Annotated in this window: 25 protein-coding genes and 1 tRNA gene; all 26 read right to left on the bottom strand. The window is 61.4% G+C overall.

Annotation, left to right across the window (positions count from 1 at the left end; all coding sequences use genetic code 11):
* On the bottom strand, positions 1-1,395 hold a 1,395-nt coding region (gene nuoN, locus M3436_09020; GenBank protein MDQ3564262.1), incomplete at its 3' end, for an NADH-quinone oxidoreductase subunit NuoN.
* A gap of 14 nt (positions 1,396-1,409) precedes the next feature.
* On the bottom strand, positions 1,410-2,918 hold the full coding sequence (locus M3436_09015; GenBank protein MDQ3564261.1) for an NADH-quinone oxidoreductase subunit M: 1,509 nt from the start codon (positions 2,916-2,918) through the stop codon (positions 1,410-1,412).
* 41 nt (positions 2,919-2,959) lie between these two features.
* Positions 2,960-4,921 (bottom strand): NADH-quinone oxidoreductase subunit L, encoded by a 1,962-nt coding sequence (nuoL, locus tag M3436_09010; GenBank protein ID MDQ3564260.1) that lies wholly within the window; start codon positions 4,919-4,921, stop codon positions 2,960-2,962.
* Between the two features lie 4 nt (positions 4,922-4,925).
* Positions 4,926-5,231 carry an NADH-quinone oxidoreductase subunit NuoK gene (nuoK, locus tag M3436_09005; GenBank protein MDQ3564259.1) on the bottom strand — a complete coding sequence of 102 codons (306 nt, stop codon included), beginning with the start codon at positions 5,229-5,231 and terminating at the stop codon, positions 4,926-4,928.
* Between the two features lie 17 nt (positions 5,232-5,248).
* A complete protein-coding gene (locus M3436_09000; protein MDQ3564258.1) occupies positions 5,249-5,830 on the bottom strand; it encodes an NADH-quinone oxidoreductase subunit J in 582 nt (193 codons plus the stop codon).
* A 61-nt stretch (positions 5,831-5,891) separates the two neighbouring features.
* The gene (locus tag M3436_08995; GenBank protein ID MDQ3564257.1) at positions 5,892-6,095 is read right to left on the bottom strand and encodes a type II toxin-antitoxin system HicB family antitoxin; all 204 of its coding nucleotides are present in this window, start codon (positions 6,093-6,095) and stop codon (positions 5,892-5,894) included.
* 298 nt (positions 6,096-6,393) lie between these two features.
* Complete coding sequence (locus tag M3436_08990) at positions 6,394-6,744, bottom strand: transcriptional regulator (GenBank protein ID MDQ3564256.1); 351 nt, start codon at positions 6,742-6,744, stop codon at positions 6,394-6,396.
* Entirely contained in the window at positions 6,741-7,106 is a 366-nt protein-coding gene (locus M3436_08985; GenBank protein ID MDQ3564255.1) for a DUF6516 family protein, read from the bottom strand. Before M3436_08985 ends, M3436_08990 begins: the two co-directional genes overlap by 4 nt.
* A 490-nt stretch (positions 7,107-7,596) precedes the next feature.
* Positions 7,597-8,085: an NADH-quinone oxidoreductase subunit NuoI gene (gene nuoI, locus M3436_08980; GenBank protein MDQ3564254.1), complete on the bottom strand. Its 489-nt coding sequence runs from the start codon at positions 8,083-8,085 to the stop codon at positions 7,597-7,599.
* A gap of 3 nt (positions 8,086-8,088) precedes the next feature.
* Complete coding sequence (gene nuoH, locus M3436_08975; protein MDQ3564253.1) at positions 8,089-9,138, bottom strand: NADH-quinone oxidoreductase subunit NuoH; 1,050 nt, start codon at positions 9,136-9,138, stop codon at positions 8,089-8,091.
* A 16-nt stretch (positions 9,139-9,154) separates the two neighbouring features.
* The gene (gene nuoG / locus M3436_08970) at positions 9,155-11,542 is read right to left on the bottom strand and encodes an NADH-quinone oxidoreductase subunit NuoG (protein ID MDQ3564252.1); all 2,388 of its coding nucleotides are present in this window, start codon (positions 11,540-11,542) and stop codon (positions 9,155-9,157) included.
* Positions 11,543-11,548: 6 nt separating this feature from the next.
* Positions 11,549-12,853: an NADH-quinone oxidoreductase subunit NuoF gene (gene nuoF, locus M3436_08965; protein ID MDQ3564251.1), complete on the bottom strand. Its 1,305-nt coding sequence runs from the start codon at positions 12,851-12,853 to the stop codon at positions 11,549-11,551.
* Entirely contained in the window at positions 12,850-13,347 is a 498-nt protein-coding gene (locus tag M3436_08960) for an NAD(P)H-dependent oxidoreductase subunit E (protein ID MDQ3564250.1), read from the bottom strand. Before M3436_08960 ends, nuoF begins: the two co-directional genes overlap by 4 nt.
* Positions 13,344-14,597 (bottom strand): NADH-quinone oxidoreductase subunit D, encoded by a 1,254-nt coding sequence (locus tag M3436_08955; protein MDQ3564249.1) that lies wholly within the window; start codon positions 14,595-14,597, stop codon positions 13,344-13,346. The genes M3436_08960 and M3436_08955 overlap by 4 nt, the downstream gene beginning before the upstream one ends.
* A gap of 12 nt (positions 14,598-14,609) precedes the next feature.
* Positions 14,610-15,290, bottom strand: coding sequence for an NADH-quinone oxidoreductase subunit C (locus M3436_08950; protein MDQ3564248.1), 681 nt, complete (start codon positions 15,288-15,290; stop codon positions 14,610-14,612).
* A gap of 9 nt (positions 15,291-15,299) precedes the next feature.
* The gene (locus tag M3436_08945) at positions 15,300-15,776 is read right to left on the bottom strand and encodes an NADH-quinone oxidoreductase subunit B (protein MDQ3564247.1); all 477 of its coding nucleotides are present in this window, start codon (positions 15,774-15,776) and stop codon (positions 15,300-15,302) included.
* Entirely contained in the window at positions 15,767-16,123 is a 357-nt protein-coding gene (locus tag M3436_08940) for an NADH-quinone oxidoreductase subunit A (GenBank protein ID MDQ3564246.1), read from the bottom strand. Before M3436_08940 ends, M3436_08945 begins: the two co-directional genes overlap by 10 nt.
* A gap of 110 nt (positions 16,124-16,233) precedes the next feature.
* Positions 16,234-16,318, bottom strand: a tRNA-Leu gene (locus M3436_08935).
* 235 nt (positions 16,319-16,553) lie between these two features.
* A complete protein-coding gene (locus M3436_08930; GenBank protein MDQ3564245.1) occupies positions 16,554-18,146 on the bottom strand; it encodes a GMC family oxidoreductase N-terminal domain-containing protein in 1,593 nt (530 codons plus the stop codon).
* A 48-nt stretch (positions 18,147-18,194) separates the two neighbouring features.
* Positions 18,195-19,544, bottom strand: coding sequence for an FAD-dependent oxidoreductase (locus M3436_08925; protein MDQ3564244.1), 1,350 nt, complete (start codon positions 19,542-19,544; stop codon positions 18,195-18,197).
* Between the two features lie 14 nt (positions 19,545-19,558).
* Positions 19,559-20,590, bottom strand: a complete 1,032-nt coding sequence (locus M3436_08920) for a pyridoxal-phosphate dependent enzyme (GenBank protein ID MDQ3564243.1) — start codon at positions 20,588-20,590, stop codon at positions 19,559-19,561.
* A complete protein-coding gene (locus M3436_08915; protein ID MDQ3564242.1) occupies positions 20,577-21,953 on the bottom strand; it encodes an adenylosuccinate lyase family protein in 1,377 nt (458 codons plus the stop codon). The genes M3436_08920 and M3436_08915 overlap by 14 nt, the downstream gene beginning before the upstream one ends.
* A 101-nt stretch (positions 21,954-22,054) precedes the next feature.
* Complete coding sequence (locus M3436_08910) at positions 22,055-22,342, bottom strand: toll/interleukin-1 receptor domain-containing protein (GenBank protein ID MDQ3564241.1); 288 nt, start codon at positions 22,340-22,342, stop codon at positions 22,055-22,057.
* A gap of 24 nt (positions 22,343-22,366) precedes the next feature.
* Positions 22,367-23,926, bottom strand: coding sequence for an argininosuccinate lyase (locus M3436_08905; protein ID MDQ3564240.1), 1,560 nt, complete (start codon positions 23,924-23,926; stop codon positions 22,367-22,369).
* Positions 23,910-24,791, bottom strand: a complete 882-nt coding sequence (locus M3436_08900; GenBank protein ID MDQ3564239.1) for a phosphosulfolactate synthase — start codon at positions 24,789-24,791, stop codon at positions 23,910-23,912. The genes M3436_08905 and M3436_08900 overlap by 17 nt, the downstream gene beginning before the upstream one ends.
* Positions 24,784-25,698, bottom strand: a complete 915-nt coding sequence (locus M3436_08895) for a hypothetical protein (protein ID MDQ3564238.1) — start codon at positions 25,696-25,698, stop codon at positions 24,784-24,786. The genes M3436_08900 and M3436_08895 overlap by 8 nt, the downstream gene beginning before the upstream one ends.
* Positions 25,699-25,731: the final 33 nt, after the last annotated feature.

Below are 25,731 nucleotides of genomic sequence, written 5' to 3'. Positions count from 1 at the left end.
CGTCATCAAGGCCCCCGGCATCAAGCCGAGGACCAGCACGGCAAGCCCGTTGAAGCTCAGCACCACGCGCGTATCCTGGCCGCAAACGATGGGCGAGGTGTCCTCGGGATCATCGAAGTACATGAGCTTCACGATGCGCAGGTAGTAGTAGGCGCCGATAATCGAAAACACCACGGCGATCACCGCTAAGGACACAAATCCCGCGGCCAGGGCCTCTTTAATCACGAACCATTTAGCCCAGAAGCCCACGAAAGGCGGCACTCCCGCGAGGCTAAAGATCAGCATCAGCATCAGCAGCGCCATCCACGGACTGCGCTCGCTCAGGCCCTTGAAGTCCTCCAACCGGTCCGACTCGAACCCGGCGCGCCCGAGGGCGATCACCATACCGAAGGCGCCCATCCCCATCAGTGCATAGACGATGACGTAAAACATCGACCCCGCATAGCCGGCCTTGGTCGCGGCCAGCAAGCCTAAAAGCATAAATCCCATATGGGCGATGGTTGAATAGGCCAGCATGCGCTTGATATTGCTTTGCGCGATCGCGACGATGTTGCCGGTCCCCATTGAAAGCACCGCCATGACGGCGAGCATCTGCTGCCAATCGGTCGCCAGCCCGGGCAGACCATCGACGAGGAGCCGCATCGCAAGCGCGAAACCCGAAAGCTTGGGCGCCGTGGTGAGGAACAGGGTCACCGAAGTGGGCGCGCCTTCGTAGACATCCGGGATCCACATATGGAATGGGACCACCCCGAGCTTGAAGGCGATCCCGACGATCAAAAACACCAGACCGAAGATTGGCAACAGGCTGCGCTCGTCGTTTAGGTGCAGGGCCGCGGCCAACTGCTGTAGGTCCAGGGTGCCGGTGACACCGTAGAGGATGGAGATCCCGTAGAGCATCATTCCGGAGGCGAGCGCGCCCAACACGAAATACTTCATCGCCGCTTCGGAGGCTGCATGCGAGTCCCGGTGCATGGCCACCATCGCATAGAGGGACAGCGACAGTAGCTCGAGCCCTAAATAGATCGTCAGCAGGCTGTGCGCGGACACCAGGATCAGCATGCCCAAGACGGCAAAGAGACCGAGGACGAAGTATTCGCCGTTGAATAAGGCGCGCGCGGCGAGATAGGCACGCGAGTAGACGAACACCCCCGCCGTCACCGCGAGAATGACCGCCTTGAGCACCGTGGCCATGCGATCGTTGACAAACATGTCATTGAACGCAAGCTCCGGCTCGCCCGGATAAAGCCACAGCACCAAGAGCAACGCCACCGCGAGCGTCGCCTGCGAGAGCCGATAGGGCGTCTCGGGATCCCGCCCCAAGACGCAGGCGAGCAAAACGGCGCACGCCATGAGCGCTAACCACAGCTCCGGCAAGGCGATTACGACGTTGCTCATGCGGCCTATCCTTCTTACGGTAATCTTGGGTGCGCGACTTGGTCCACGAGATGATTGACCGTTGCGTGCATGACCTCGAGCATCGGGTCCGGCCACACGCCGAAGAGCACGACGGCGCCGGCCAAGGTCCCCAGGATCGCGAGCTCGCGGGCATCAAGATCCTTGAGGGCCGCGATCCTCTCACTAGCAACCTCGCCGAAGATCACGCGCTTATACATCCATAGCGTGTAGGCCGCGCCCAGGATCAAGGTCGTTCCGGCACAGAGCGCGAACCACAAGCTCGCCTTATAACTGCTCAAGATCACCAAGAACTCGCCGACGAAACCGGAGGTTCCGGGGAGCCCGGCGTTGGCCATGCAGAAGATCATCATCAAGGTCGCGAAGACCGGCATGCTGTTCACCACCCCGCCGTAGTCCTGGATCTGGCGGCTGTGCAGACGCTCGTACAGCACCCCCACGCATAAGAACAGCGCTCCCGAGACGAAACCGTGCGAGAGCATCTGCACCATGCCGCCCTCGATACCCATCGCGGCGCCGTTGGGCACCTCGTGGCTGTCGAGAAGCCGAAACACAACGAACACGCCCAAGGTGACGAACCCCATATGCGAGATTGAGGAATAGGCGATGAGCTTCTTCATATCCTGCTGCGCCAACGCCACAAAACCGATATACACGATTGCGATCAAGGAGAGCGCGATCATGAGCGAATCGAAAGCGTGGCTCGCGGCCGGTGTGATCGGCAGGCTGAAGCGCAGGAAGCCATAACCGCCCATCTTCAACATAATCGCCGCCAGGATCACCGATCCGCCGGTCGGGGCCTCGACATGGGCATCGGGCAGCCAGGTGTGCACCGGCCACATGGGCACCTTTACGGCGAAAGCCAGCAGAAAGGCAATGAAGATAAGCTTCTGCGCCTCGAGCTCGAGCGGCAAGGCTTGCATCGCCAAGATCGAAAAACTTTGGCCCTTCCAATAGAGGTACAGCAAGGCCACCAGCATGAGCACGGAACCGAAAAAGGTATAAAGAAAAAACTTGATGGTGGCATAGACCCGCCGCTCCCCGCCCCAGATCCCGATGATTAAAAACATCGGGATCAGCATCGCTTCCCAAAAGACATAAAACAGAATGGCGTCGAGCGCGGCGAAGACGCCGTTCATCAGCCCCTCGAGAATCAGAAACGATGCCATGTACTGCCCGATCCTGGTTTGGATTACCTCCCAGCCAGCCAGCACCACGAGGACGGTGGTGAAGGTCGTAAGCAAGATAAGCGGCATCGAGATACCGTCGATACCAAGGTGATAGTTGATGTCAAACGCCTCGATCCAACCCGTGCGTTCGACAAACTGCATCGCGTGCGTACCGGTGTCAAAACCGGTGTAGAGCGGTAGCGACAGTAGGAAAGTCACGGCTGCGATCATCAACGACCGCATCAATACCGCCTCCCGCCCTTGCGTCGCGCCCGTATAGAGCACCCACACCCCCCCCAAGATCGGGACCCAGATGACGAGACTCAGTAAAGGCATAGGCACGTATGCTGGCGCGAGCTTTCGACCATGCTCGGATCCTACTTACCCCAGCCGTAGACGAAATAGCCCAATAACGACAGCAGACCGAGGATCATCGCAAAGGCATAGTGATACAAATATCCGGATTGCGTATGCCTCACGACGCCGGAAAACCACCCCACCAAACGCGCCGAGCCGTTAATGAAGAACCCGTCGATGATGCGGACATCGCCGAGTTGCCAGAGCGCCCGACCCGTACCCCGCGCCCCGCCGCCGAAAACAAGCTCGTTGAAATCATCGAATCCGTATTTACGCACCAAGATCCGGTAAACAGGCTTAAACCGATCGGCGACCAACGCGGGAAGCTCGGGCCGGTACAAATAGCACATCCACGCCGTGCCAAACCCCGCGAGCCCAAGCAAAAACGGCATGGCGGTAAATCCGTGTGCCACGAAAGCGAACAATCCATGATACTCGCCCCCCATACGCCCCAACACATCGTGTGCCGGCAGCACGTGAATAGCCGGCCCGAAATACGCTCCGAACAGCATCGGGGCGATGGCAATGGCCCCAATCACCACTGAAGGTATGGCCAGCATGATGAGCGGGCCGGTAACAACCCGCGGGGATTCGTGCAGATGCGCCTTCGCATGGGGGTCGAGCCGCTCGCTACCATGGAAGACCATGAATAAAAGACGGAAGCTATAGAGGGAGGTCACGAAGACTCCGCCCAAGACCGCGAGATACGCGAAGCCCGCGCCCGGCAAGTCCGAGTGGTGCACGGCTTCAATGATCGCGTCCTTCGAGAAAAATCCCGACATCCCCGGGAAGCCTATCAGCGCGAGCGTCCCGATCACCGAGGTGATCCAAGTGATCGGCATATAGCGGTACAAGCCGCCCATCTTGCGGATGTCCTGCTCGTGATGCAGGCCGATGATCACCGAGCCCGCGGCCAGGAACAGCAGCGCCTTGAAGAACGCGTGCGTCATGAGATGAAAGATGGCGGCCGCATAAGCCGAAGCCCCGAGCGCGACGGTCATATAACCGAGCTGAGAGAGCGTCGAATAGGCGATCACGCGTTTGATATCGTTCTGCACCAGTCCCAAGAGCCCCATGGAAAAAGCCGTGATCGCCCCGATGACGAGCACCACGCTCAAGGCCGTCTCCGAGAGCTCGAAGAGCGGCGACATGCGCGCCACCATGAAGATCCCGGCGGTCACCATCGTGGCCGCGTGAATCAGCGCCGAGATCGGGGTAGGGCCTTCCATCGAGTCCGGGAGCCACACGTGCAACGGAACCTGGGCGGATTTTCCCATCGCGCCGATAAAGAGCAGGATGCAAATCAGCGTCATCAACGGCCATTCGGTGTGCGCGCCGATTTGCACCGTCTCGTTGGCGAGGCTAGGTGCTTGCCGAAACACCTCCCAATAGTCGAGCGAATCGAAGTGCGTCAAGATGGCTGCGATCCCGAGCAAAAAACCGAGATCCCCCACGCGATTGACCAAAAACGCCTTGAGATTGGCCTGAATGGCCGACTCGCGCTTATACCAAAAGCCGATCAGGAGATAAGACACCAAGCCCACGGTTTCCCAGCCGAAGAAAAGTTGTAGGAAATTATTGGCCATCACCAGCATCAGCATGCCGAAGGTAAAGAGCGCGATGTAGCTGAAGAAGCGCTGGTAACCCGGATCGTCGTGCATGTACCCGATGGTGTAGATGTGGATCATCCAGGAGACGAAGCTCACCACCACCATCATCGTGACCGAGAGCTTGTCGATGAGAAACCCGATCTGAAAATTGAGACCGTCGCTGCTCAACCAGGTATAGACCGCCTGGTTGAAGGCCGGCTCTCCGTCGATGACGATGTCCTTGAATCCGAGCAGCGAGAGAAAAAAGGCGAGTGCAACGCCGCCGATCGTCACACGATGGGCCCAGACCCGGCCGATCCTCTGGCCGAAGACACCGGCGATGAGCGCTCCGATAAGCGGCGCCAAGACCACGCCCAGATAGACACCCCGCATACGGCTAACCGTTCAACCGGTTTAAATCGTCGACATTGATGGTGTTACGGTTGCGAAACAGCACCACCAGGATCGCAAGTCCGATGGCGGACTCCGCGGCCGCCACCGTGAGTATAAAGAAAACGAAGACTTGCCCGGCCATATTCCCCAGGAAATGGGAAAACGCGATGAAGTTCATGTTGACCGCGAGCAGCATCAGCTCGATACACATGAGCAAGATGATCACGTTTTTACGATTGATAAAGATGCCCGCCACGCTCAAGCAAAAAAGAATGGCCCCGAGGACGAGAAAATCCGAGAGCGCTGGCATTGGCTGCGTCGAATCCCTTAGGGTTCTAATTGTGCGGGCTCGGCCGGCGCTTCGGACACGGGTTGCCGTTTGTGCGCCGGCATCTTGACGAGGCGGACTCGATCCTCGCGCCGGACCGCCACTTGCTCGCTCGGCCGCTGCGCCTTCGTCTGCCGGGGGCCTCGCATCGTCAATACGATGGCGGCCACGATGGCGACCAGCAAAATCATCGCCGCGATCTCGAAAGGATAGATATAATCCGTATACAGGACTTGCCCGAGCTCGCGGGTGTTGCTGTAATCCGCGAGGTGCGGCGGCGGGCGCGTGGCCGCCCCGAAATAGCGCGGTCCCACGGCCGCGGCCAAGGCGATCACCATCAGCAAGGCGACCAGGCCGCCTACCGGTAAATAGCGCATGAATCCCTCGCGCAGCGGAGCGAGGTTTATATCCAGCATCATCACCACGAACAGGAACAGCACCATCACCGCCCCGACATAGACCAGCACCAAGGTGATCGCGAGGAATTCGGCTTCTAACAGTAACCAGATCCCGGCGCTGGAAAAAAACGCGAGCACCAGGAACAAGGCCGCGTGCACGGGGTTCCGGACCGTGATGACCATGGCCCCGGCGCCGATGAGGAGCGCGGAGAAGAAGTAGAAGATGACTTGTTCCACGATCCGATTACCGACCGCTGACCGACGATAAAGTCGGCACTCCCTTGAGCGCCGTGTTGGATTCCGCCATCACAAGCGCATAAGCATCCTTTATATTGTCTTCCAGCTCGGCAAGCGTTTCCCCCTGACTAAAGACCCCAGGCACTTCTTTTAGCTTTCCAACGTACCAATCATCGTCGATCCAATACTCTAGCGTAAACTGTCGCTGCATATCGTCACCTAATATACGTTCGACAACCCGAACACGCCTTCTTCATTGAGCAACTCCCTCAGTCGTGGATCGGGTCGAGCTGACAGGATTGCGCCCGTCAACTCGACCCGATCTCGCTGCTCGACCAACGCGATTAGCCCGCGTAGGTCGGAACCCCTTTTTCGGGTTCCGACGCATGGGTGATGGGTGAATACCTTCGATGAAACACATGGCTTTGCCCGATCCATCGGCGCCATCGGGTGTTTGGACGCTGTTTTGTCGGAACCCGATGCAGCCGGTTGCGACCTACCATACTGGATCACGCGGCGACGATCCGAAACTCCGTGGCCTTCACAATGGGCCGAACGTTATTCTTCTCCCGGCGCATCTCGACGATGCCATACCGCGACATGGTCTTGAGCGTGCGCGAGAGATTGCCGGCCTTACGACCAGTGGCCTCTGCCAACGCCGAGATCGATTCCGGATTCATTTCCCTGATCGCCTGGAGCAGCGCGCGATTGTCATCGCTCAGCACCTCGGCAAGCGACTTCATCGAGGTGAACCAGATCTTCGCTTCTCCCGGCTTGGGTTTGTATGACCCGCGGGCGATGGACAAGACCCGCTCGCGGATCTTTTCCTGCGGCATGATGCCGATCACGATGGCTTTCATCGCTTCTTCACCTCTCGTAGCACACGATCCACTTCGGCAAAGAAGTCCGCCAACAGCTGATGTGCGTCCTTGAATTCATAGGGCGTGCCCTTGTCGGATACGTGCCGGTGCTTATGGTCATACGCCAAGATGCGTCCGGCGTACTTGAGCTTCTTCGGCCGCTTGACTGCATGCGCGTTGTCGTAACCGAGTATCCGTTTGCCATAGGGTTCATGCAGCGTCAGCGAGTAACGGACGCCATGCGGCATCCCTGGCGTCGGGTCTGTCTTCCAAGCCTCGATCTTGATCCAACACCCATCGCCTTGGTCGATGATCTGGCCGTGCAGGTCGAGCAGGGTTTCGATGCCTGGGTCTTCCCGCATGCCGTACTATATCAACTGCTGATAAAGTTCTCCAGTCCGACCGCTGCCGTTCAGATGCCCCGCGACGGTTTCGCCCGCTGCCGCCGCCACGCCGTAGTCCGATCACACTCGAAGCGCTGGGAGATGGTCCGCCACCCCCGCGCCGCCCGTTCGCCGTCACCCGGCGCAAGAACCTTGTTGCCGTCGGCTGATCCAAGAACCGGCCCACGGACCCGGACATCAGCGCAAAAAAATAGAATACGAGTTGTTCCATCGCTAGTGTACTGTCCCGTAAATAACTTGGGATATCTCTCGTATTAAGCCACTGCCATTTCCACCGTCATTCCGGCATGGATTGCCGGAATCCAGATTACATGGACGTACTAGGGTTGGAGCATCCTGCAGTCTGGATGCCGGCATTCCCTGCCGGCATGACGTATTTTGCGCTGACATCAATTATGGAAGTACTAAACAGTTCAATTAATGGGACCTTGCGCTAGAGGATTCTTGCTCAGCGATACTTCGCGTCCTGCGCCCGGTCCGCGGCGATTTCCTGCTCGAAGCGGTCACCCATCGCCAGGAGTTTTTCCTTGGTGGCAATCAGATCGCCGCGCTGCTCGCCGTGATACTCGAAGAAGCGCGTCTCCACGATGGAATCTACCGGGCACGATTCCTCGCAGAACCCGCAGTAAATGCACTTGGTGAGATCGATGTCGTAGCGGGTCGTACGGCGAGTGCCATCGGCGCGCTGTTCAGATTCAATGGTAATCGCCACCGCCGGGCACACCGCTTCGCACAGCTTGCAGGCGATGCAGCGCTCCTCCCCGTTCGGGTAGCGCCGCAAGGCATGGTGGCCGCGGAAACGCGGCGATTGCGGTGTCTTCTCCTCCGGGTACTGGACCGTCACCTTTCGACTGAAGAGGTAACGCCCCGTGAGCTTCATGCCTTTGAGCAACTCCCCCAGCAACAGGCTTCTAAAATAGTCTTTGACCGCTGGCATAGCTTAATCGAACCAAGGTGGAACGGAGAGCTTAACTAACACCGCGGCGACGACCAGCCACGCGATCGTGATCGGAATAAAGACCTTCCATCCAAGCCGCATGATCTGGTCGTAACGGTAACGCGGAAAGGTCGCGCGAAACCACAGGAACAGAAACAAAAAGAACGATGTCTTCGCGAGCAGCCACATCATCCCCGGCACCCACGCAAACAAGCCCTCCAGTAGCGGGAGCCCTTGGAACGGCGACAGCCAGCCGCCCAGGAACATGATGGCCGCCAAGACCGAAATCAAAATCATGTTCGTGTACTCGGCCAAGAAAAAGAGCGCGAACGACATTCCGGCATACTCGACGTGGAACCCGGCCACGATTTCCGATTCGCCTTCGGCGATGTCGAAAGGCGCGCGATTGGTCTCCGCGACGCCGGAGATAAAATAAATCACGAATAACGGCAATAACGGCAGCCAAAACCACGTCAAAATGCCGCCGTCCTGCGCCCGCACGATGTCGTTGAGATTCAAGCTTCCGGCTGCGATCAATACGCCCACCAGCGCGAAGCCCATCGCGATTTCATAGGAGACCATTTGCGCCGCCGAGCGCATCGCGCCCAGGAAGGCGTACTTGGAGTTCGAGGCCCACCCGGCGATGATGATCCCATACACGCCCATCGACGACAGCGCCAGGATATAGAGGAGCCCGGCGTTGATGTCGGCGAGCACCGTCTCAGCGGCGAATGGAACCACCGCCCAGGCGGCCAAGGCCGGCGCCAGGGCCAGGATCGGCGCCGCTAAAAACAAAAACCGGTTGGCCCCGGTCGGGATGATGACCTCTTTTAGTACCAGCTTGAGGACATCGGCGATCGGCTGGAGCCAGCCCCGGGGCCCGACGCGATTGGGACCGATCCGGACCTGGATGTAGCCGATAATCTTCCGCTCCGCGAAGGTCAGGTACGCCACCCCGAGCAGGAGCGGCAGAATAATGGCGACAATCTTGACGATGATCCAGGGGACCGATCCGGCGCCGCCCGTGACCTCAACCGCCGCAACTTCGAGCATCGCCGACGAACCGTCGCTAAAGCCGCTGCAATGACAGCGGCGCCGTGCCGGCGTCGAGCGTTTCGAACGCCGGCTGCGCGGTGTAAATGAGCACGCAGTCATCCGGTACTCGCACATCGAGTGTCACCGGCAACTCGACGGCCCCCTCGCCCTTTTGCAACCTGACGTTCGCCCCTTCGGCGAGATCGAAGCGCCGCGCCACCGTAGGGTTAATGTGCAGGCACCGATCACCGGCATCGGGTGTCTCTTGCAGCGCCGTGGCACGCCGCACGAGCGCATCAACGCGGTACGCGGGCACATAGGGGATCAGATCGAGCTCCGCGGCCGCGCGCCCATCGAGCATCGGATCGGACCCGCCTCGAGCAGCGGCGCCGGCCCCCGCGTCTCGTGCGTGTTTGCGCAGATCGTTCTCGATCTCTTCCGTTGAGGCATAGTCGAAGCCCGCGAGACCCAGGCGGTTCCCCAGCACCCGCAAAACCTTCCACGCCGGGCGCGACTCGCCCGGCGGCGGCACCACGGCACCGAAGGCTTGCCAATCGCCGCTTGCATTCACCAGGGTCCCGGTGTTTTCCGCATAGATCGCAACCGGCAGCATGGCATGGGCATACGCTTCGATGCGCGGCGTGCGGTAGGCGCTCAGCGACACCACGCACTCCGCGTTCCGCAGAGCGTGCATCGCTTGGGCGGGACGGCAACAATCGAGCTCCGGCTCAATGCCCAACAACACATAGGCGCGCAAGCCGGGGTCGATCATCGCTTGCGCGTCTAAACCCGGTTGTGCGATCGGCTGCCCGGACGGATCGCGGTGGGGCACGGCTCCCGCGATCCAGGCTCCGCAGGTATTCGCGTGTTCCGCCAGGTATCCGAGCTTCGCTCCGCAGAGATCACTGACGAGAGCTGCGAGCGCCCGCAAGGAGCTGGCGCATGGGTGCGTGGCGGCGAGGTTGCCCAACAATACCGTTCCCGCCGCGGAGGCCTTCAAGCGCTTTGCGATCGCCCGCTGAGAGTCATCGGCCTTGACGCCGGCGAGCATGTCGACCACCTTGGGATCGACCGATCTCTTAGAGCCTCCGACGAGAGCCTTGGCGACCCCAGCGAGTGCCGCGACCATCTCCGCGGGTCTCACGATAAGCTTCTTGGCGATCGGGTAATTGAAATCGAAATCGACGGGATTAATTACAGCAATAAACGCCCCGCGCTGCGCCGCCTTACGCAAGCGGTGATTGGCCAGCGGTTGCTCCTTGCGCGCGTTGGAACCGATCAAGAGCACGGCGTCGCGGCGTTCGAACTCCGCGAGGCTTTGGCCCAGGCCCGGATAGAGCGGTGCCCGATCCTGATCCTTGAAATCGCTGTGTAACAAACGGTGGTCGATGTTATTGCTGCCGAGGCCTCGTAGAAGCTTCTGCAAGAGATAACATTCTTCGGTCGTCGCGGTGGCGATGGTCAACGCTCCGAGCTGCCCGGCGCCGTGCTTATCCACCGCCGCACGCAAGCCCTTAGCGGCGAAGTCCAAGGCCGCATCCCAATCGACCTCGCGCCATTCTCCTTCGGTCCGAATCATCGGCGCCGTCAACCGATCCGCGCTGTAAAGCCCGAGGTAGCTATAGCGATCGCGGTCGGAGAGCCACACCTCATTGATCGCCTCGTTTTCGCGCGGCACGACGCGCCGCACCCGGTTGTCCGAGACGTGTAGATAGAGATTCGATCCGATCGAGTCGTGCGGGGCGATGCCTTCGCGTTGGCGTAGCTCCCAAGCACGCGCGGTATACCGGAAGGGCTTGGAGGTCAGGGCGCCGACTGGGCACAGATCGATCACATTCCCCGACAGTTCCGAGACCAGTGCCTGCTCGATGTAGGTGCCGATCTGCATCTCCTCGCCGCGTCCCGTGGCGCCGAGCTCCCGCACGCCGGCCACCTCATCCCCGAAGCGCACGCAGCGTGTGCAGTGAATGCAGCGCGTCATGTCGGTCTGGATAAGCGCGCCGATGTTCTTATCCTGCACCACCCGCTTGCCCTCGCTGTAACGCGAGATACCCGCGCCGTAGCCCATCGCAAGATCTTGCAGCTCGCATTCCCCGCCCTGGTCGCAGATCGGGCAATCGAGGGGGTGATTGATGAGCAGAAACTCCATCGTCGACTTCTGGGCCTCCTGGGCGCGCGGCGAGCGCGTCCACACCTTCATGCCGTCCATGATCGGTGTCGCGCAGGCCGCCAGCGGTTTGGGCGCTTTCTCGACCTCGACCAGACACATCCGGCAGTTGGCGGCGATGGTAAGTTTCTTGTGGTAGCAAAACCGCGGGACATAAATGTCCGCGGCATCGGTCACTTCGATCAGCATGGCCCCCTTGCGCGCTTGCAAGGACTTGCCATCGACTTCGATCGTGACCACATCCGGACTCATCATTTTTTCCTAGGCGGCTTTGCCCGACAGGCTCTCGGCCATGCTGCTGCCATGCTCGACATAGTACTCGAACTCATGATGGAAATGTTTGATGAAACTTCGCACCGGCATCGCGGCGGCATCCCCCAGCGCACAGATGGTCCGGCCTTCGATCTTCTTGGCCACATCATCGAGCCGGGCGAGATCCTCGACCCGGCCTTTGCCTTCGATGATGCGAGTCAACATGCGGTACAGCCAGCCTGTCCCTTCCCGGCAGGGTGTGCACTGGCCGCAGGACTCGGCATAGTAAAACCGTGCAATGCGTCGCAGCACCTTGACCATGCACGTGGTCTCGTCCATCACGATGACTGCCCCGGATCCCAGCATCGATCCGGCCTTCGCGATCGCGTCATAGTCCATCGTGAGCCCCAGCATAGTCTCTCCGGGCAGCACCGGCACCGAGGATCCCCCTGGGATCACCGCCTTGAGCCGGCGTCCTCGCCACACGCCTCCGGCGAGATCGAGCAGCACCGGGAACGGCGTGCCCAAGGGGATCTCGAAGTTGCCGGGGCGTTCGACGTGGCCGGTCACGGAGAAACACTTGGTGCCGCCGTTGTTGGGTTTGCCGATGTCCGCGAACCATTGGGCGCCGTTCAGGATGATGCTCGGCACCGACGCCAGCGATTCTGTGTTGTTGATCGTGGTGGGCCGGCCGTAGAGGCCATACCCCGCGGGGAACGGCGGTTTAAAGCGAGGCATGCCCTTCTTGCCCTCGAGTGACTCGAGCAACGCCGTCTCCTCGCCGCAAATATAGGCCCCGGCGCCGAGATGATTGTAGAGATCGAAATCGACCCCCGAGGCGAGGATATTCTTCCCGAGGAAGCCCGCGTCATACGCCACCTTGAGCGCCTGATCGAAGCGCGCGCAGGGCTCGTCCATGAATTCGCCGCGCATATAGTTGTAGCCGGCCTTCGCCCCGATCGCGTAGCCGGCGATCGCCATCCCCTCGATGAGCGCGTGCGGGTTATACCGCAGGATGTCGCGGTCCTTGCAGGTTCCCGGTTCGCTCTCATCGGAGTTACAGACGATGTAATGCGGACCGCTCGGGTTCTTGGGCATGAAGCTCCACTTGAGCCCGGTGGGAAACCCGGCGCCCCCGCGGCCGCGCAGCCCGGAGGCTTTGACCTCTTCGATAATGTCTTGCGAGGAGATCTTCTCCCGCAAGATTCGCTTCCATGCCTCGTAGCCGCCGATCTGCCGATAATTCTCGAAGCTCCACGATTGCGCAAATTCGAGGGTGCGGAAACAAACCTGATTGAAGAACGCTAAGCTCACGTGAGATCGTCCAGTATCTTGTCGACTTTGTCGTTGCTCAGGTGTTCGTAGAATTTGTGGTCCACCATCATCATGGGACCGCCACAGCAAGCCGCCAGACATTCTTCTTCTTGTTTGAGATAAATGCGGCCATCCGAGGTGCTTTCACCGGTCTTGATCCCGCACCGCCGCTCGATGTGCGCGACGATGTCATCCGCCCCGCGCAGCATGCAAGAAATATTCGTGCATACCGAAACACTGTGACGGCCGACCGGTTTGGTCTCGAACATCGAATAGAAGCTCGCCACCTCATAGACCGCGATCCGCGCCATCCCGAGATAGGCGGCCACGGCATCCATCAACTCGGTAGTCAGATAACCCCCGTTTTCATGCTGGACCTCGCTCAAGGCCGCCAGCACCGCCGATTGCTTGCGCTCTTGCGGATACTTCGCGACGCACGCGTCGATATGCGCGCGGGCGCGGGCGGAGATCACCCCTGCCCCCTCCCCGCTCACCGATCGACCTCCCCGAAGACGATGTCCAAGGTCCCGATCGTCGTCACCACGTCCGCCAACATATGGCCCTTGACCAGCTCGTCCATGCCCGCAAGGTGCGCAAAACCCGAGGCCCGGACCTTGACGCGGTACGGTTTATTGGCGCCATCGGAGATGAGGTAGATCCCGAACTCCCCTTTGGGATGCTCCACCGCCGCATAGATCTCGCCTTCCGGGACGCAATAGCCCTCGGTAAAGAGCTTGAAGTGATGGATCAAGGATTCCATGTCGCCCTTCATGTCCTCGCGGCGCGGCGAGACCAGCTTATAGTCCTCGATGGTGACCGGCCCTGGATTTTTCCGCAGCCACGCGACGCATTGTTTAATAATACGGGCGGATTGGCGCATTTCCTCCACGCGCACCAGGTACCGATCGTAGCAATCCCCGTTAACGCCGACCGGAATGTCGAAGTCCACGCGCTCGTAGACCGCGTAGGGCTGCTTCTTGCGTAAATCCCACTCGACACCCGATCCTCGCAGCATGGGTCCCGTGAAGCCGAGGGCGAGCGCCCGCTCCGGAGAGACGACGGCGATCCCGACGGTCCTCTGCTTCCAGATCCGATTGTCCGTGAGCAGCGTCTCATACTCATCGACGCAGGCCGGAAAACGCGCCGCGAAGTCATCGATAAAATCCAACAAGCTTCCTCGCCGCGCCTCGTTCAAGCGCTCGACGTCCTCCCGGCTCCGCCACTTGGAAGCTTCGTAGCGCGGCATACGCTCGGGCAGATCGCGGTAGACGCCGCCGGGACGGTAATAGGTGGCGTGCATGCGCGTCCCGGAGACGGCTTCGTAGCAATCCATGAGATCCTCGCGTTCGCGGAAACAGTACAGGAAGATCGTCATGGCCCCAATATCGAGGCCGTGCGCGCCCAGCCACATCAAATGATTGAGAATGCGCGTGATCTCATCGAACAGCACGCGGATGTACTGCGCCCGTGGGGGCGGCTCGACGCCGAGCAAGCGCTCGATCGCCAGCACGTAGGCGTGCTCATTGCACATCATGGACACATAATCGAGGCGATCCATGTAGCCGATGCTCTGGTTGTACGGCTTGCTCTCGGCAAGCTTCTCGGTGCCACGATGCAGCAGACCGATATGCGGATCGGCGCGCTCGATGACCTCGCCGTCCATCTCCAGCACTAGGCGCAAGACACCGTGAGCCGCGGGATGCTGCGGCCCGAAGTTCAAGGTCATGTTGCGGATTTCAGGCATTGCCTATAGGTATCATCTTAGGTCGGACTCGGTAGTTCCCGGCGCGGGAGTGTCGCGCCGGATCACTTTCGGGACCAGCACGCGGTTCTCGATCGTGACCGGTTGGTAGACGACCCGGCCCTTCTCCGGATCGTAGCGGACCTCGACATTGCCTTCGAGCGGGAAATCCTTACGAAAGGGATGACCGATAAAACCGTAGTCGGTCAAGATCCGCCGCAGATCCGGGTGTCCCTCGAAGAGGATCCCGAAGAAATCGAAGGCCTCGCGCTCGAACCAGTTCGCCGCGGTCCAAATTTCCACCACGGAATCGACCCGCGGCGGATCGCCGGTCGCATACACGCGCAGGCGCAGCCGCTGATTGCGGCTGACCGAAAGGAGGTGGTAGACGGCCGCGAACCGGGGCCGTTCGCCGAGCGCCTCTTGATACGCATTGGCGTCGACCCCGCGGCTGAAACCGGAGCGGCTCGCCTCCTCGGTGCACCAGTCCGCCTGCCCGTAGGCGGCGTAGTCCACGCCGCACACATCGATCAGTTGCTCGAAAGCGAACTCGTCCCTGAGCGCCTTGCAGATCTCCAGCACATCGGCGGCGCGGACCTCGATCGTGATCTGGCCCGAGGCCACCACGCAGGAACTGAGTTTATCGCTGAATCGTTCTTTTAGGCGCGCCGTGAGCTGTTCGATCGGATTCGACATTCAGGGTTCTTAGCGGGCAATCGTATTGGTGCGCCGGATCTTGTTTTGAAGCTGAATGACCCCGAATAGCAGCGCCTCGGCCGTCGGGGGACATCCGGGCACATAGACGTCGACGGGGACGATGCGGTCACAGCCGCGCACCACCGCATAGGAATAGTGGTAGTACCCGCCGCCGTTGGCGCACGATCCCATGGAGATCACCCAGCGCGGCTCCGCCATCTGATCGTAGACCTTGCGCAGCGCCGGAGCCATCTTGTTCACCAGCGTACCGGCGACGATCATGACATCGGATTGCCGCGGGCTCGGCCGGAACACCACCCCGAAACGGTCCAGATCGTAGCGCGAGGCCCCGGCATGCATCATCTCGACCGCACAGCAGGCGAGCCCGAAGGTCATCGGCCAGAGCGATCCGGTGCGCGCCCAGTTGATCAGATTGTCCACCGAGGTCGTCACGATCCCCTTGTCGCCAAGCGCTTCTATTCCCATTCCAGCGCCCCCTTTTTCCACTCATAGACGAACCCGATGACGAGAACGGCCAGAAAGATCATCATCGCGAAAAAACCGAGCAGCCCGATATCCTTGAGCGCCACGGCCCAGGGGAAGAGAAACGCGATCTCCAAATCGAAAATGATGAACAGGATCGCTACCAAGTAATAGCGGACATCGAACTGCATCCTGGCGTCCTCGAAGGGCTCGAACCCGCACTCATAGGGCGAAAGCTTTTCCTCGTCGGCGCGGCGGGGCCCGAGCGCGAAGCCGACGCAGAGCGCGACGGCGCCGAAGACCAGGGCCACGATGATGAAGATGAGTACCGGTAGGTATTGCGCTAACACGTCATTTCCAGGGATGGCGGCCGATCGCCGCCATGCAGGCACGGATTATACCTGATCGATCTCAACCCGCGATAGCTGCGAGATTTTGCAAGCAGGCTCTACGTAGTTGCTGGTGCCGATGGCCGGACTCGAACCGGCACGGCTCGCGCCACTGCCCCCTCAAGACAGCGTGTCTACCAATTTCACCACATCGGCTTTTCTGATCCGCGTGCCTATTCTAATCGAATCCAATCGAAATTGTGCCCCATCACCGAGCGCAGGTAGTGTCTCAGTATGAATTTCGGTTTCCGACCCAAAACGGTCATTCAGACCTTTCCGACGGATGCCCTTAAAAGTCCTCATTCGGCAGAGCCACAAGGGACTTTGAGGTTAGCAGCATTATGCCGAGGTCGGCGTAGTAATCTGCTGCTCCCGACACCCCAGAAAAGGGTCATAGGCCCTGACCCGAGCCGTTGCCGATCATATCCGCCGCCTTCTCGGCGATCATGATCGTTGGCGCATTGGTGTTGCCGCTCACGATCATCGGCATGATCGACGCATCCACGACCCGCAGCCCCTCGATTCCGCGCACACGGAGGCGTGAATCGACGACCGCCGTCTCGTCATGGCCCATTTTGCACGTGCCGGCCGGGTGCCAGGTGGTGGAGGCCGTGCGCCTCACAAAGGACTCGATGTCCGCGTCGCTTCTCAAATTCGCCCCCGGCGCTACCTCCTCGCCGCGGATGTCGTCGAATGCGTTTGAATAGAGAATCTTGAGATTCCAGCGAACTCCGGCGACGGCGCATCTCACATCATCGGGCGCGCTCAAGTAGGTGGGATTGATTATTAGCCGATCGAGCGGATCGGGTGAGGCGAGAGTGACCTCGCCGCGGCTTAGCGGCCGATTGATGTAGGAGGTAAACGTAACACCGTGCCGGGTTGTCGCCTCGGCTTCGGGATAATCGGGAGAGAGGGTCATCAGGAAGAACATCTGTAGTCCGGGAATCGTCTCTTCCGGATGGCTTTTGACGAAGGCTCCCGCCTCGAGGAAGTTCGAGCCCAGCGGGCCGCTTCGATTTGCTTCGTATTCTCGAAGCGCGGCAGCTTTTTGCTCGTCCGGAAGCGGGGCGAAGGTAAGCGGTTGCGTGATCTCGCACCGCACTCGAGTGTGGAGGTGATCGTGCAGATTCTTGCCGACGCCCGGGAGATCCTGGCGAATATCGATACCCAGCCGCTCAAGCTCAGGTCTCGGCCCGATGCCGGAAAGCAGCAGCAACTGCGGCGAGCGCAGAGCGCCGGCTGAAAGAATGATCTCGCAAGCAGCCTCGGCCTTCTCCACAGCCCCGAAGCGAAGATATTGGACCCCTACGGCGCGGGTTCCGCTGAAATGAAGCCTCGTCGCATGGGCGTGGGTCAGGACGGTGAGATTCGGACGCGAGCGTGCTGGATGCAGATACGCATTAGCGGTGCTGCATCGGACGCCGTTGGCGATCGTGGCCTGCAAGGGACCGCAGCCCTCCTGAAACTCGCCGTTGAAGTCCGGGTTGAACGGAATTCCTGCTTCCTGGGCGGCGGCAAGATAGCGCTCCACGAGAGGATCCGAAAACGGATGGCTTGTCACCGCGAGCGGGCCCGCAGTGCCGTGATAGCGGTCGGAGATGGCTTGGTTGCTTTCGGATTTCACAAAGTAGGGCAAGACGTCATCGTAGGCCCAACCCTCGTTTCCATCGCGAAACCATTGATCGTAATCGCCGCGGTTGCCGCGGATGTAGATCATGTAATTGATGGCGCTTGATCCTCCGAGCACCCGGCCTTGAGGCATGAAGATACGGCGCCCGTTCATGTGTGCTTGGGGAGCCGTTCGGTCGGCCCAGTCGCAGGGGCTGTCCTGCAGCTGTCCATAGAATGCGGGTATCCGGATCAACGGCGAGTCGTCCTCGCCACCGGCTTCGAGCAGCAACACCCGACAAGCAGGATCTTCCGTCAACCGGCTGGCCAATACGCACCCCGCAGATCCGGCACCGACGATGACGTAGTCGAACATGGTCCGCCTCCAATTTTGTGCGTTGTTATAGTGTGGCGTGTACTCGGGTCACCCCAGTTTCTTACTCAAAGAGCTAGCCGCGACAATAACGGGGGAAAGGACGGGGCTGAAAGGCGGTGCATAGGCAAGATCCGCGTTCTCCAGATCACGGCAACCGAGATTCCCGAGTAAGGCCGTGGCGGCGATGTCGATTATTTTATCCACGGAGCCCGGTCCGATAGCTTGGGCGCCCAGCAGGCGACCGCTACCGGATTCGGCCACGAGCTTTAACGTCACGTCGCGCGCGCCGGGGAAATAGCGCGCCTTGTCCCGGGCGGTGATGACCGTGGTGATGGGGTCGAACCCCGCCTCGCGGGCGGCGGACTCGGTGAATCCGGTAATGCCGACGTTCAGGTCGAAGGTCTTAAAGATGGCCGTGCCCAAGATTCCGGGAAACTGGGTGTCCCCGCCGGCCGCGTTTTCACCAGCCACGCGGCCTTGCAGGTTGGCGATGTCCCCGAGCGGTCCCCACACGGGCGTCTGCGTCAGGCGGTGGTAGCTCTCCGCGCAATCGCCGGCCGCGAACACGTCTTTGACGTTGGTCTCCATGCGCGTGTCGACGGCGATCGCGCCCGTGGGCCCCAGCGCTATGCCGGCTTGAGCCGCAAACTCGACATTTGGCCGGATGCCGATCGCGAGCACCACGAACTCCGCGGGCAGCCGCCGACCCGATGCCGTGACCACCGCGGCGACCCGTCCCGCGTTCTCGGTGATCTCGGCCATGCCCTCGCCCACAACGACACGAACGCCCTTGGCGATAAGATAGTCGTGGACGCGCTTACCCAGTTCCGGATCGAGTCTAGGAAAGAGCCGCTCGAGCCGCTCGACGATCGTCACCGTCACGCTCAACGCGTGTAAGCTCTCGGCCACCTCGAGCCCGATATAGCCTCCACCCACGATGACCGCCTGCTTCGGCCTCAAGCGATCGAGGGCCGATCGGAAGCGATCGAGCTCGGCCATCGTCCGCAGCGTGACAATACCGTCCAAATGGTTTCCTGGTACGACGGGAATCACGGGGCGCGCGCCGGTCGCGAGGATCAGCCGGTCATAGGGCACGACCTCGATCGCGTCGCGATCGAGATCGTGCACCTTGACGAGGCGCTCCTCCGTGCTCAGGTTTATCACACGGTGGCGGAGCCGCACCTCGATTCCATCCTCCCTGAATTGAGAGGCACGGCGGATGATCAGCGCGTCGCGGCTTGCGACGAGGCCGCTTAGATAATAGGGTTGCCCGCAGGCCGTATATGAGACCTCGGATTCCTCTTGATAGAGAGTGATAGCGATATCCCGATTAACCCGGCGCGCCCTGGCAGCGGCTTTGGCGCCGGCCGCCACCCCACCGACGACGATCAAATGCATGGGTCGATCTCCGCTTACGCCAGCCACTCGCCATCCCCCGCGAAAAAGGTCGGCTCCCCGCCGGTATGCAGGAACACGACGGAACGGTGCGTGACCAATCCGCGCCGCAGGTGCTCCAAGAGACCCGCCATGGCCTTGCCCGTGTATGTGGGATCCAGCAAAACGCCTTCGGTGCGCCCGACCAGCCGGATCGCATTCGCGGCTTCCGCGCTCGGAACCCCGTAGCCCGTACCGATAAAACCACCGTGCACGATCGCGTCCGCTGGGGCAAACCGCCAATCAAAATCGAGCACCGCGGCTGCCGCGGTCGCGAGATGAGCAATCTCGATGCGGACCGCCTCGGCCTCCCGACTTACGGTAAAGCTCTCCACTGTCCAGGGCGACCCCAGGGCCCGCGTCCCCACCAACCAGCCAGCATGGGTCCCGCCCGAGCCGGTGGCCAGCACAACCACGTCAGGATCGAGTCCAACCGCTTGACACTGCTCATGGAGTTCCCGCGCCGCCAGCGCATGCCCCAGGGCGCCGAGGGCACAGGCGCCGCCGCGTGGGATGGGATAGGGGCGCTGACCTTTGTGTCGCAACTCTTCGCAGAGCGTCTCGATACCGCGATCCACAGAGGCGCGGTCCGAGTCGCCGGTGAACACCGCATCTGCCCCGAGCATGCGGGTGACGCGGTAATTTCCGTCGATCCGTGCGGGCGCATCGCCCCAAAAGACGGCGACACAGTGCAGGCCGCAGCACGCGGCCGCGGCCGCCGTCGCGCGGACGTGGTTGGACTGCGCGCCCGCCCCAGTAACCAGGACCTCGACGCTCTGGGCCAGCGCGTCGGCTATCAGCAACTCCAGACCCCGGACCTTGTTGCCCCCTAGGCCAAAGCTGATCAAATCATCCCGCTTGAACCATATCTCCGCGCCGCCAAGCGCCCGACTGAGTCGTCGCATCGGCAACAGCGGTGTCGGGAATTCCGCTAAGCGTTGGCGCCGCAGCCGCGCGAGGCCCTCCCATACGTTTGGTGTGCCTGTGAAGCTGGGTTTACCGCTCGCCATGATCCTGCGCCTCCGCTAGCGCCAGCACGCGGTCGACCATCTGTGCGCAGCATCCCGTGCTCTGTCCCATGTCAAAGAGGTTCTCGATCTCTGCGGCGCCGAGCTGTGCCACGATCTGGGGCTCGGCGAGCACGGCCTCCCGCAGGGGGGTGCCACGCTCGGCAGCCTCCATCGCCACGCGGTACACGAGCGCATGGGCGCTCTGCTTGCCGAACTTGAGCGCCAAGGCTAACATCATATGTTCGGCCTGCATGAAGCCCTTGGTTGCAAGCAGATTGTCCCGCATGCGCTCCACGTTGACCTCGAGGTGCTCGAGCAGGTTGTGCAGCATCGCCAAGGCCTTGCCGGTTGCGAGACAGGCCCCGGGGAGGATCGCCCACTCCCCCTTCCAGGCACGCCCGTCGCGCTCGTGGTCGTGCACGAGATTCTCAGCCATGTGCGCGGCATGATAGCGCACCACGCGGGCCAGCGTGCCCAAGTGCTCGCAGATCTCCGGGTTGCGCTTCTGGGGCATGGTGATGCTCCCGACCGCGCCCGGCACGAATCCCTCGCTGAGCTCCCCGATCTCGGGCCGCTGCAGGTTGTAGATCTCGTGGCCGATGCGGTCGGCCGTGGCCGTGATCAGGGCGAGGAGGTTGAGCCATTCGGCGAGGCGATCGCGCGAGGCGGTCCAAGAGATCGCAGGGGCCATGAGCCCGAGCTTCTGGAGGAAGCGCTGCTGCACCGCTAACGCCTCGAGACCGAAGGCGGAGAGACTGCCGACGCCGCCCGCAAGCTGCCCGACGCCGACGCGTGCCCCGATCTCATCAAGGCGTTGGCGGTGGCGCCGAATCTCGTCGAGCCACCCGGCGGCCTTGAACCCGAAGGTGATCGGCAGGCCCGGCTGACCGTGGGTGCGCCCGCACATTGCCGTATCCCGATAGCGGCGGGCGAGATCGCACAGCACCGTTGCAACGCTTGTGAGCTGGTCTTCAAAGATGTCCCGCACCTTGACCAGAATCCGAGCCGTATGTGTGTCCGTGATGTCCTGCACCGTGGCCCCGTAACAAAGCCATTCCCCGCTGTCGCCCGGGCAGCGGCGCTGGAGCGCGCGAATAAGACCGAGCAGCGAGTGGTTGGTGCGCTCGAAATCTTCGCGCACTTCGGTAAAAAACGCCTCTTCGAGCGGTACGATCTTACAGGTGTCAGCGAGCTGTCGAGCTGCCGCGGTCGGCATCAAACCGAATTCCGCCTCCGTCTCGGCGAGCACGACCATGACCTCGATCCAGCCGGCGGTCAGCGCGGCATCATCGAAGAGGGCACGCAGTTCGGGTGTGGCCCATGAATTTCGATAGATGGCTGAGTCACTGATGTGCACTGACATGACGATTCGCTACCTCGTTGTGGCTCGTTGCTGCTATCAAAAAAGCAGAATGCAGGCGTTCGTGGCTCCAGTCATCCCGGATTCGGCAGGCTCCGTCTGGGTTACGCTGGATGGCGCAACGCTTTGTCCCGCCAGTGGCGTACGCTCATCACGTCGAAGCGCTCGCCCTCGAAAACGATTTGCTTTAACATGCACAGCACGAGCACGCGGGAGTGCTCTAGCCCTTCCTCGATCTTCGCCGGGATGTTATCGCCTGCCTTGAGCACCCATTCATCAAACCACATCCGCAGGCCGTCCGCCCGCAACCGTTCGGCGACGGCACGGACGACATCCTTGTCCTTAGCACTATGGCTCAGGAAAACATCATGGGTGAAGACTGCTTCGCTCATGCTGCCCGCGCCTACCGCCTACACCTATGCAGAAGCCGGGCTCGAAGTATCCGAACCCCGCAAGCACTCACGGGCCATCTGTAACAGTGAATCCTCCACCATACGGAGTCGCTGGCGGCAGTCGGTGGTCCACGCGTCGGCCTTCATCAACGTCTGCTCGCATTGGGTGATCATTGAATCCACGCTCTCCAGTGCCGCGCCCCCGGGCGCTGTCCGTGCAGCGACAGCCGCCTCGGGGTCCAGGGCGTCGCGGAGTGCCGCCTGCGAGAGTTCGATCCGCTGGCCTAGCATCTGCTCCGCGGCCACCGCTACCTCATCCGGCGTGAGCCGATTCAGATCACCGTTCGCCAGATGCCGGCGCACGAGGTGGCCGACCAGCCGGTGCGCCTGGCGGAAATCGAGACCGCTCTCCAGCACGAGCACCTCGGCAAGGTCGGTCGCGAGCGCAAAGCCGCGATCGAGCCGTGCACGTCCACACTGCTCATTGAATGTCAGGAAGCTCACGACCTCGCCCATCAGCCCCACCGCCTCCTGCGTGTCCTCGATCGCGCGCGGGATGGCTCCATACAGGGGCAGGCGGTTATCCGGCTGCCCCGAGGGCGTGCGGCTGGCCGCTGCGCTCGCCGCGAGCGTGCCGATCATCATGCTGGCTGTACCTCGGACATGGGTCAAGGCGAAGGGGTTCTTCTTCTGCGGCATGATCTTGCTCGCTCGGGCGTGCCGATCGTCGAGCTCGACCAGGGCGAATTCCTCGGTAGCATAGATCTGCAGGTCCTCGGCCAGGCGGTCGAGATTGATCAGGATCGCGGTTAGCATCGCGGCTGTTTCGATCGGCAGATCCGCCTGCCACATGGCATCACGTGCATGTATGACGAGCCCATCGAAGCCCAAAAGCTCACGCAGGCGATCGCGGTCTTGAGGTAAACGCGACCCGTTGGTGCTGCCGCATCCCGCGGGACTTAGATTCAACCGCCCGTAAAGCGCTCGAACGCGATCGAGGTCACGCAGCACAGGGTAGGCAAAACCAAGCAGATAATGACCGAAGGTGGTCGGCTGCGCCGATTGTAGGTAGGTATAGTCAGGCAGCAACGCTGAGCGAAACTCGCGCGCCCGCGCGGTGATCACTTTGCCGGTCGCCACTAGCGGCTCAGCCAGGCCGAGGAGACCCGCGCGCACCTTGATCAGAAATGCAGTTGTGGTCGCTTCGCGCCGTGCCCGGCCTCCACCCAACCAAGTGCTCGCGCCTGTCTGCGTGGCCAACCACGCTTCGCGGTTGGTGTAGAGGTCGCCCCTCGATGGGTCCAAGGTAAAATCAGCGGGTCGTTCGTGAAGTTTCAAGAGGGCAGCGAGAAGATCCCGACCGGCATCACGCGGAACGATGCCCGCCTCTATCATCACCAGGGTGTGAGCAAGGTCGACCAAGCCCATGGCTTCAAACAGATCCGCTTGGTCGTCGAGCTCCTTCCTGAATGCCGTTCGTATTAACAGCTCGGAGGGACCGCGCTCGATGCGCGTGCCCACCTCGAGCACGTGCTCCGATTCCGCTGAGGGACCGCCTGGCTCGCGGCTATTTTTTGTCGACATGGAAGCTGATCGGTGCCGCGCCGGGCTCCGGCTCGACCTCATGAGGGTCCCAGGCGCCTGAGCGTACCAGCTCGTCAGTGACCGAGCGCAGGGTCTCGAAGCGGAGCCGGCAGCGCAAGGATTCGACCGCCAATACCTGATCGGGGTGGATATTGCCCAGCCCCACGTTGGTCCCGAAGCGACGGATCAAATAGGCCTGCTGCTCCTTGAGCGGGGCCTCCCACACGAGTCGGTCCGCCGCCGTGTCCATGGCCCGGCAGATCGCCGCCACGGCGTCGTCGATGACCTGGCCGTGCGCGTCGTAGATCCCCACTGCGCGGCCGGACTCCCTGCCTTCCACCACCACCCAGCGCGCGCCACGTTCCAGATCCTCCAAGGCCTGCTCGGCGAGCTGCTCCGCCGAAGGCTGCTGCCTCGGGTCCTTCTTACCCACCTCGGTGATGGGGACGAGCCCGGCGTCCAGCGCGCAGTGAATGATGTTCCTTCTGCGAAAGGCGGGCATCGGGATCGTGCCATCCGATATCTCGACGGCGCTGAAACCCAGAAGCTTCGCGTGTTTCATGTAATCTCGACAGTGGCGTTCGACGAGCGCGACCTCGAGCAGCGTACCGCCCGGGAAGGTCAGCACCTCGTACTCGGCAAGTAGCCCCAGCTTGTGCTGCAGAAGCTGCTTGGTGAGGAACACCGAGGTTCCGAAGCTGAGCTTCCAGTGGTCGATGCAGTGACCCGCCAGCTCGAGGGTATCGCGCAGCACGCTCAGGCCTACGCCCGTGTCGATGACCATCGTGACCCCGGCGGCTCGGGGCTTTTGCGTGCGATCGCCGATGAGCCTCTCGACGATGGGATCCCAGGCGAGCTCAGGCATATTCCACATCCCGCGAGAGCAGGCGAAGGGCCTGTTCGACCATCGGAAGGTCGGCGCCCCAGGGAACCACCGCCGTCATGCCGTCTTGTTCAATGCCAAATTCTAACAGGCAGCATTTGAGCAGGGTGGGGCGAGCCGATGTTGGCGTGAACTTCCGGGGACACATCTCCACCCGCGGTGGCTCATCCCCGTAATAATGCCGGTGGAACTGGAGGCTGCGTTCGCAGCCGATCAAAGTCCACGGGCGGCGCACGGGGGGGCGCTCATCGAGAAAGTACACTGGCGCTCCGAGATCATCGAGGCCCCCGGAGCGGCAGGGCACGAGATAGGCCTCGGGCCGCACGCGCGCACAGAGCTCGCGGAGGTCGATGCGCTCGAGATCGAGACAGATGGGCGGGAGGTCGGCATAGCTCAAGACGTGCTCGGCCATTTTGTAGAGCTTCGGGGGATCCGGGGGCGCGACCTCCACCACCCGCAGGAGCAGAGGATCGGGGCGGTGGATGATGTTGATATGATCGAAGGCGCCTTGAACGACGACCGTCCGATCCGACCCGAGGCCGTGTTCACGGGTGAGCTTGGCGAGCGCCGAGCGGTTGGCCGGATCGGTCTCGGGTGATTGCATGAATACGCAATCCGCGGGCAGGGCCAGCACCTCTATGGCCTCGACGCGGGTGAACAGTGCGTCGGATTCGGCCCGCTGCACCGCGGCCACAGCCAGTTGGTGATCTGCATTATGTAAGACCACGACATCGGTGCGCCGGTAGACCTCGCGTGCCAGCAGATGCGCGCAAATCGCCGCCTCGGTCATGGCTCCCTCATAGGGCTGATAGCTCACCCGACGATAAGGCAAGGGCACGAAGTTCTTCTGGTACTTGAGATCCCCGACCTTGAGCACTTCGCCACCCATACCCGCCGTCCGTCGTTCAGACCAGCGTAAACC

The sequence above is a fragment of the Pseudomonadota bacterium genome (genome assembly GCA_030859565.1).
In the GTDB taxonomy this organism is placed as follows: Bacteria; Pseudomonadota; Gammaproteobacteria; order JACCXJ01; family JACCXJ01; genus USCg-Taylor.
This window is presented reverse-complemented; position numbering and strand designations above follow the sequence as displayed.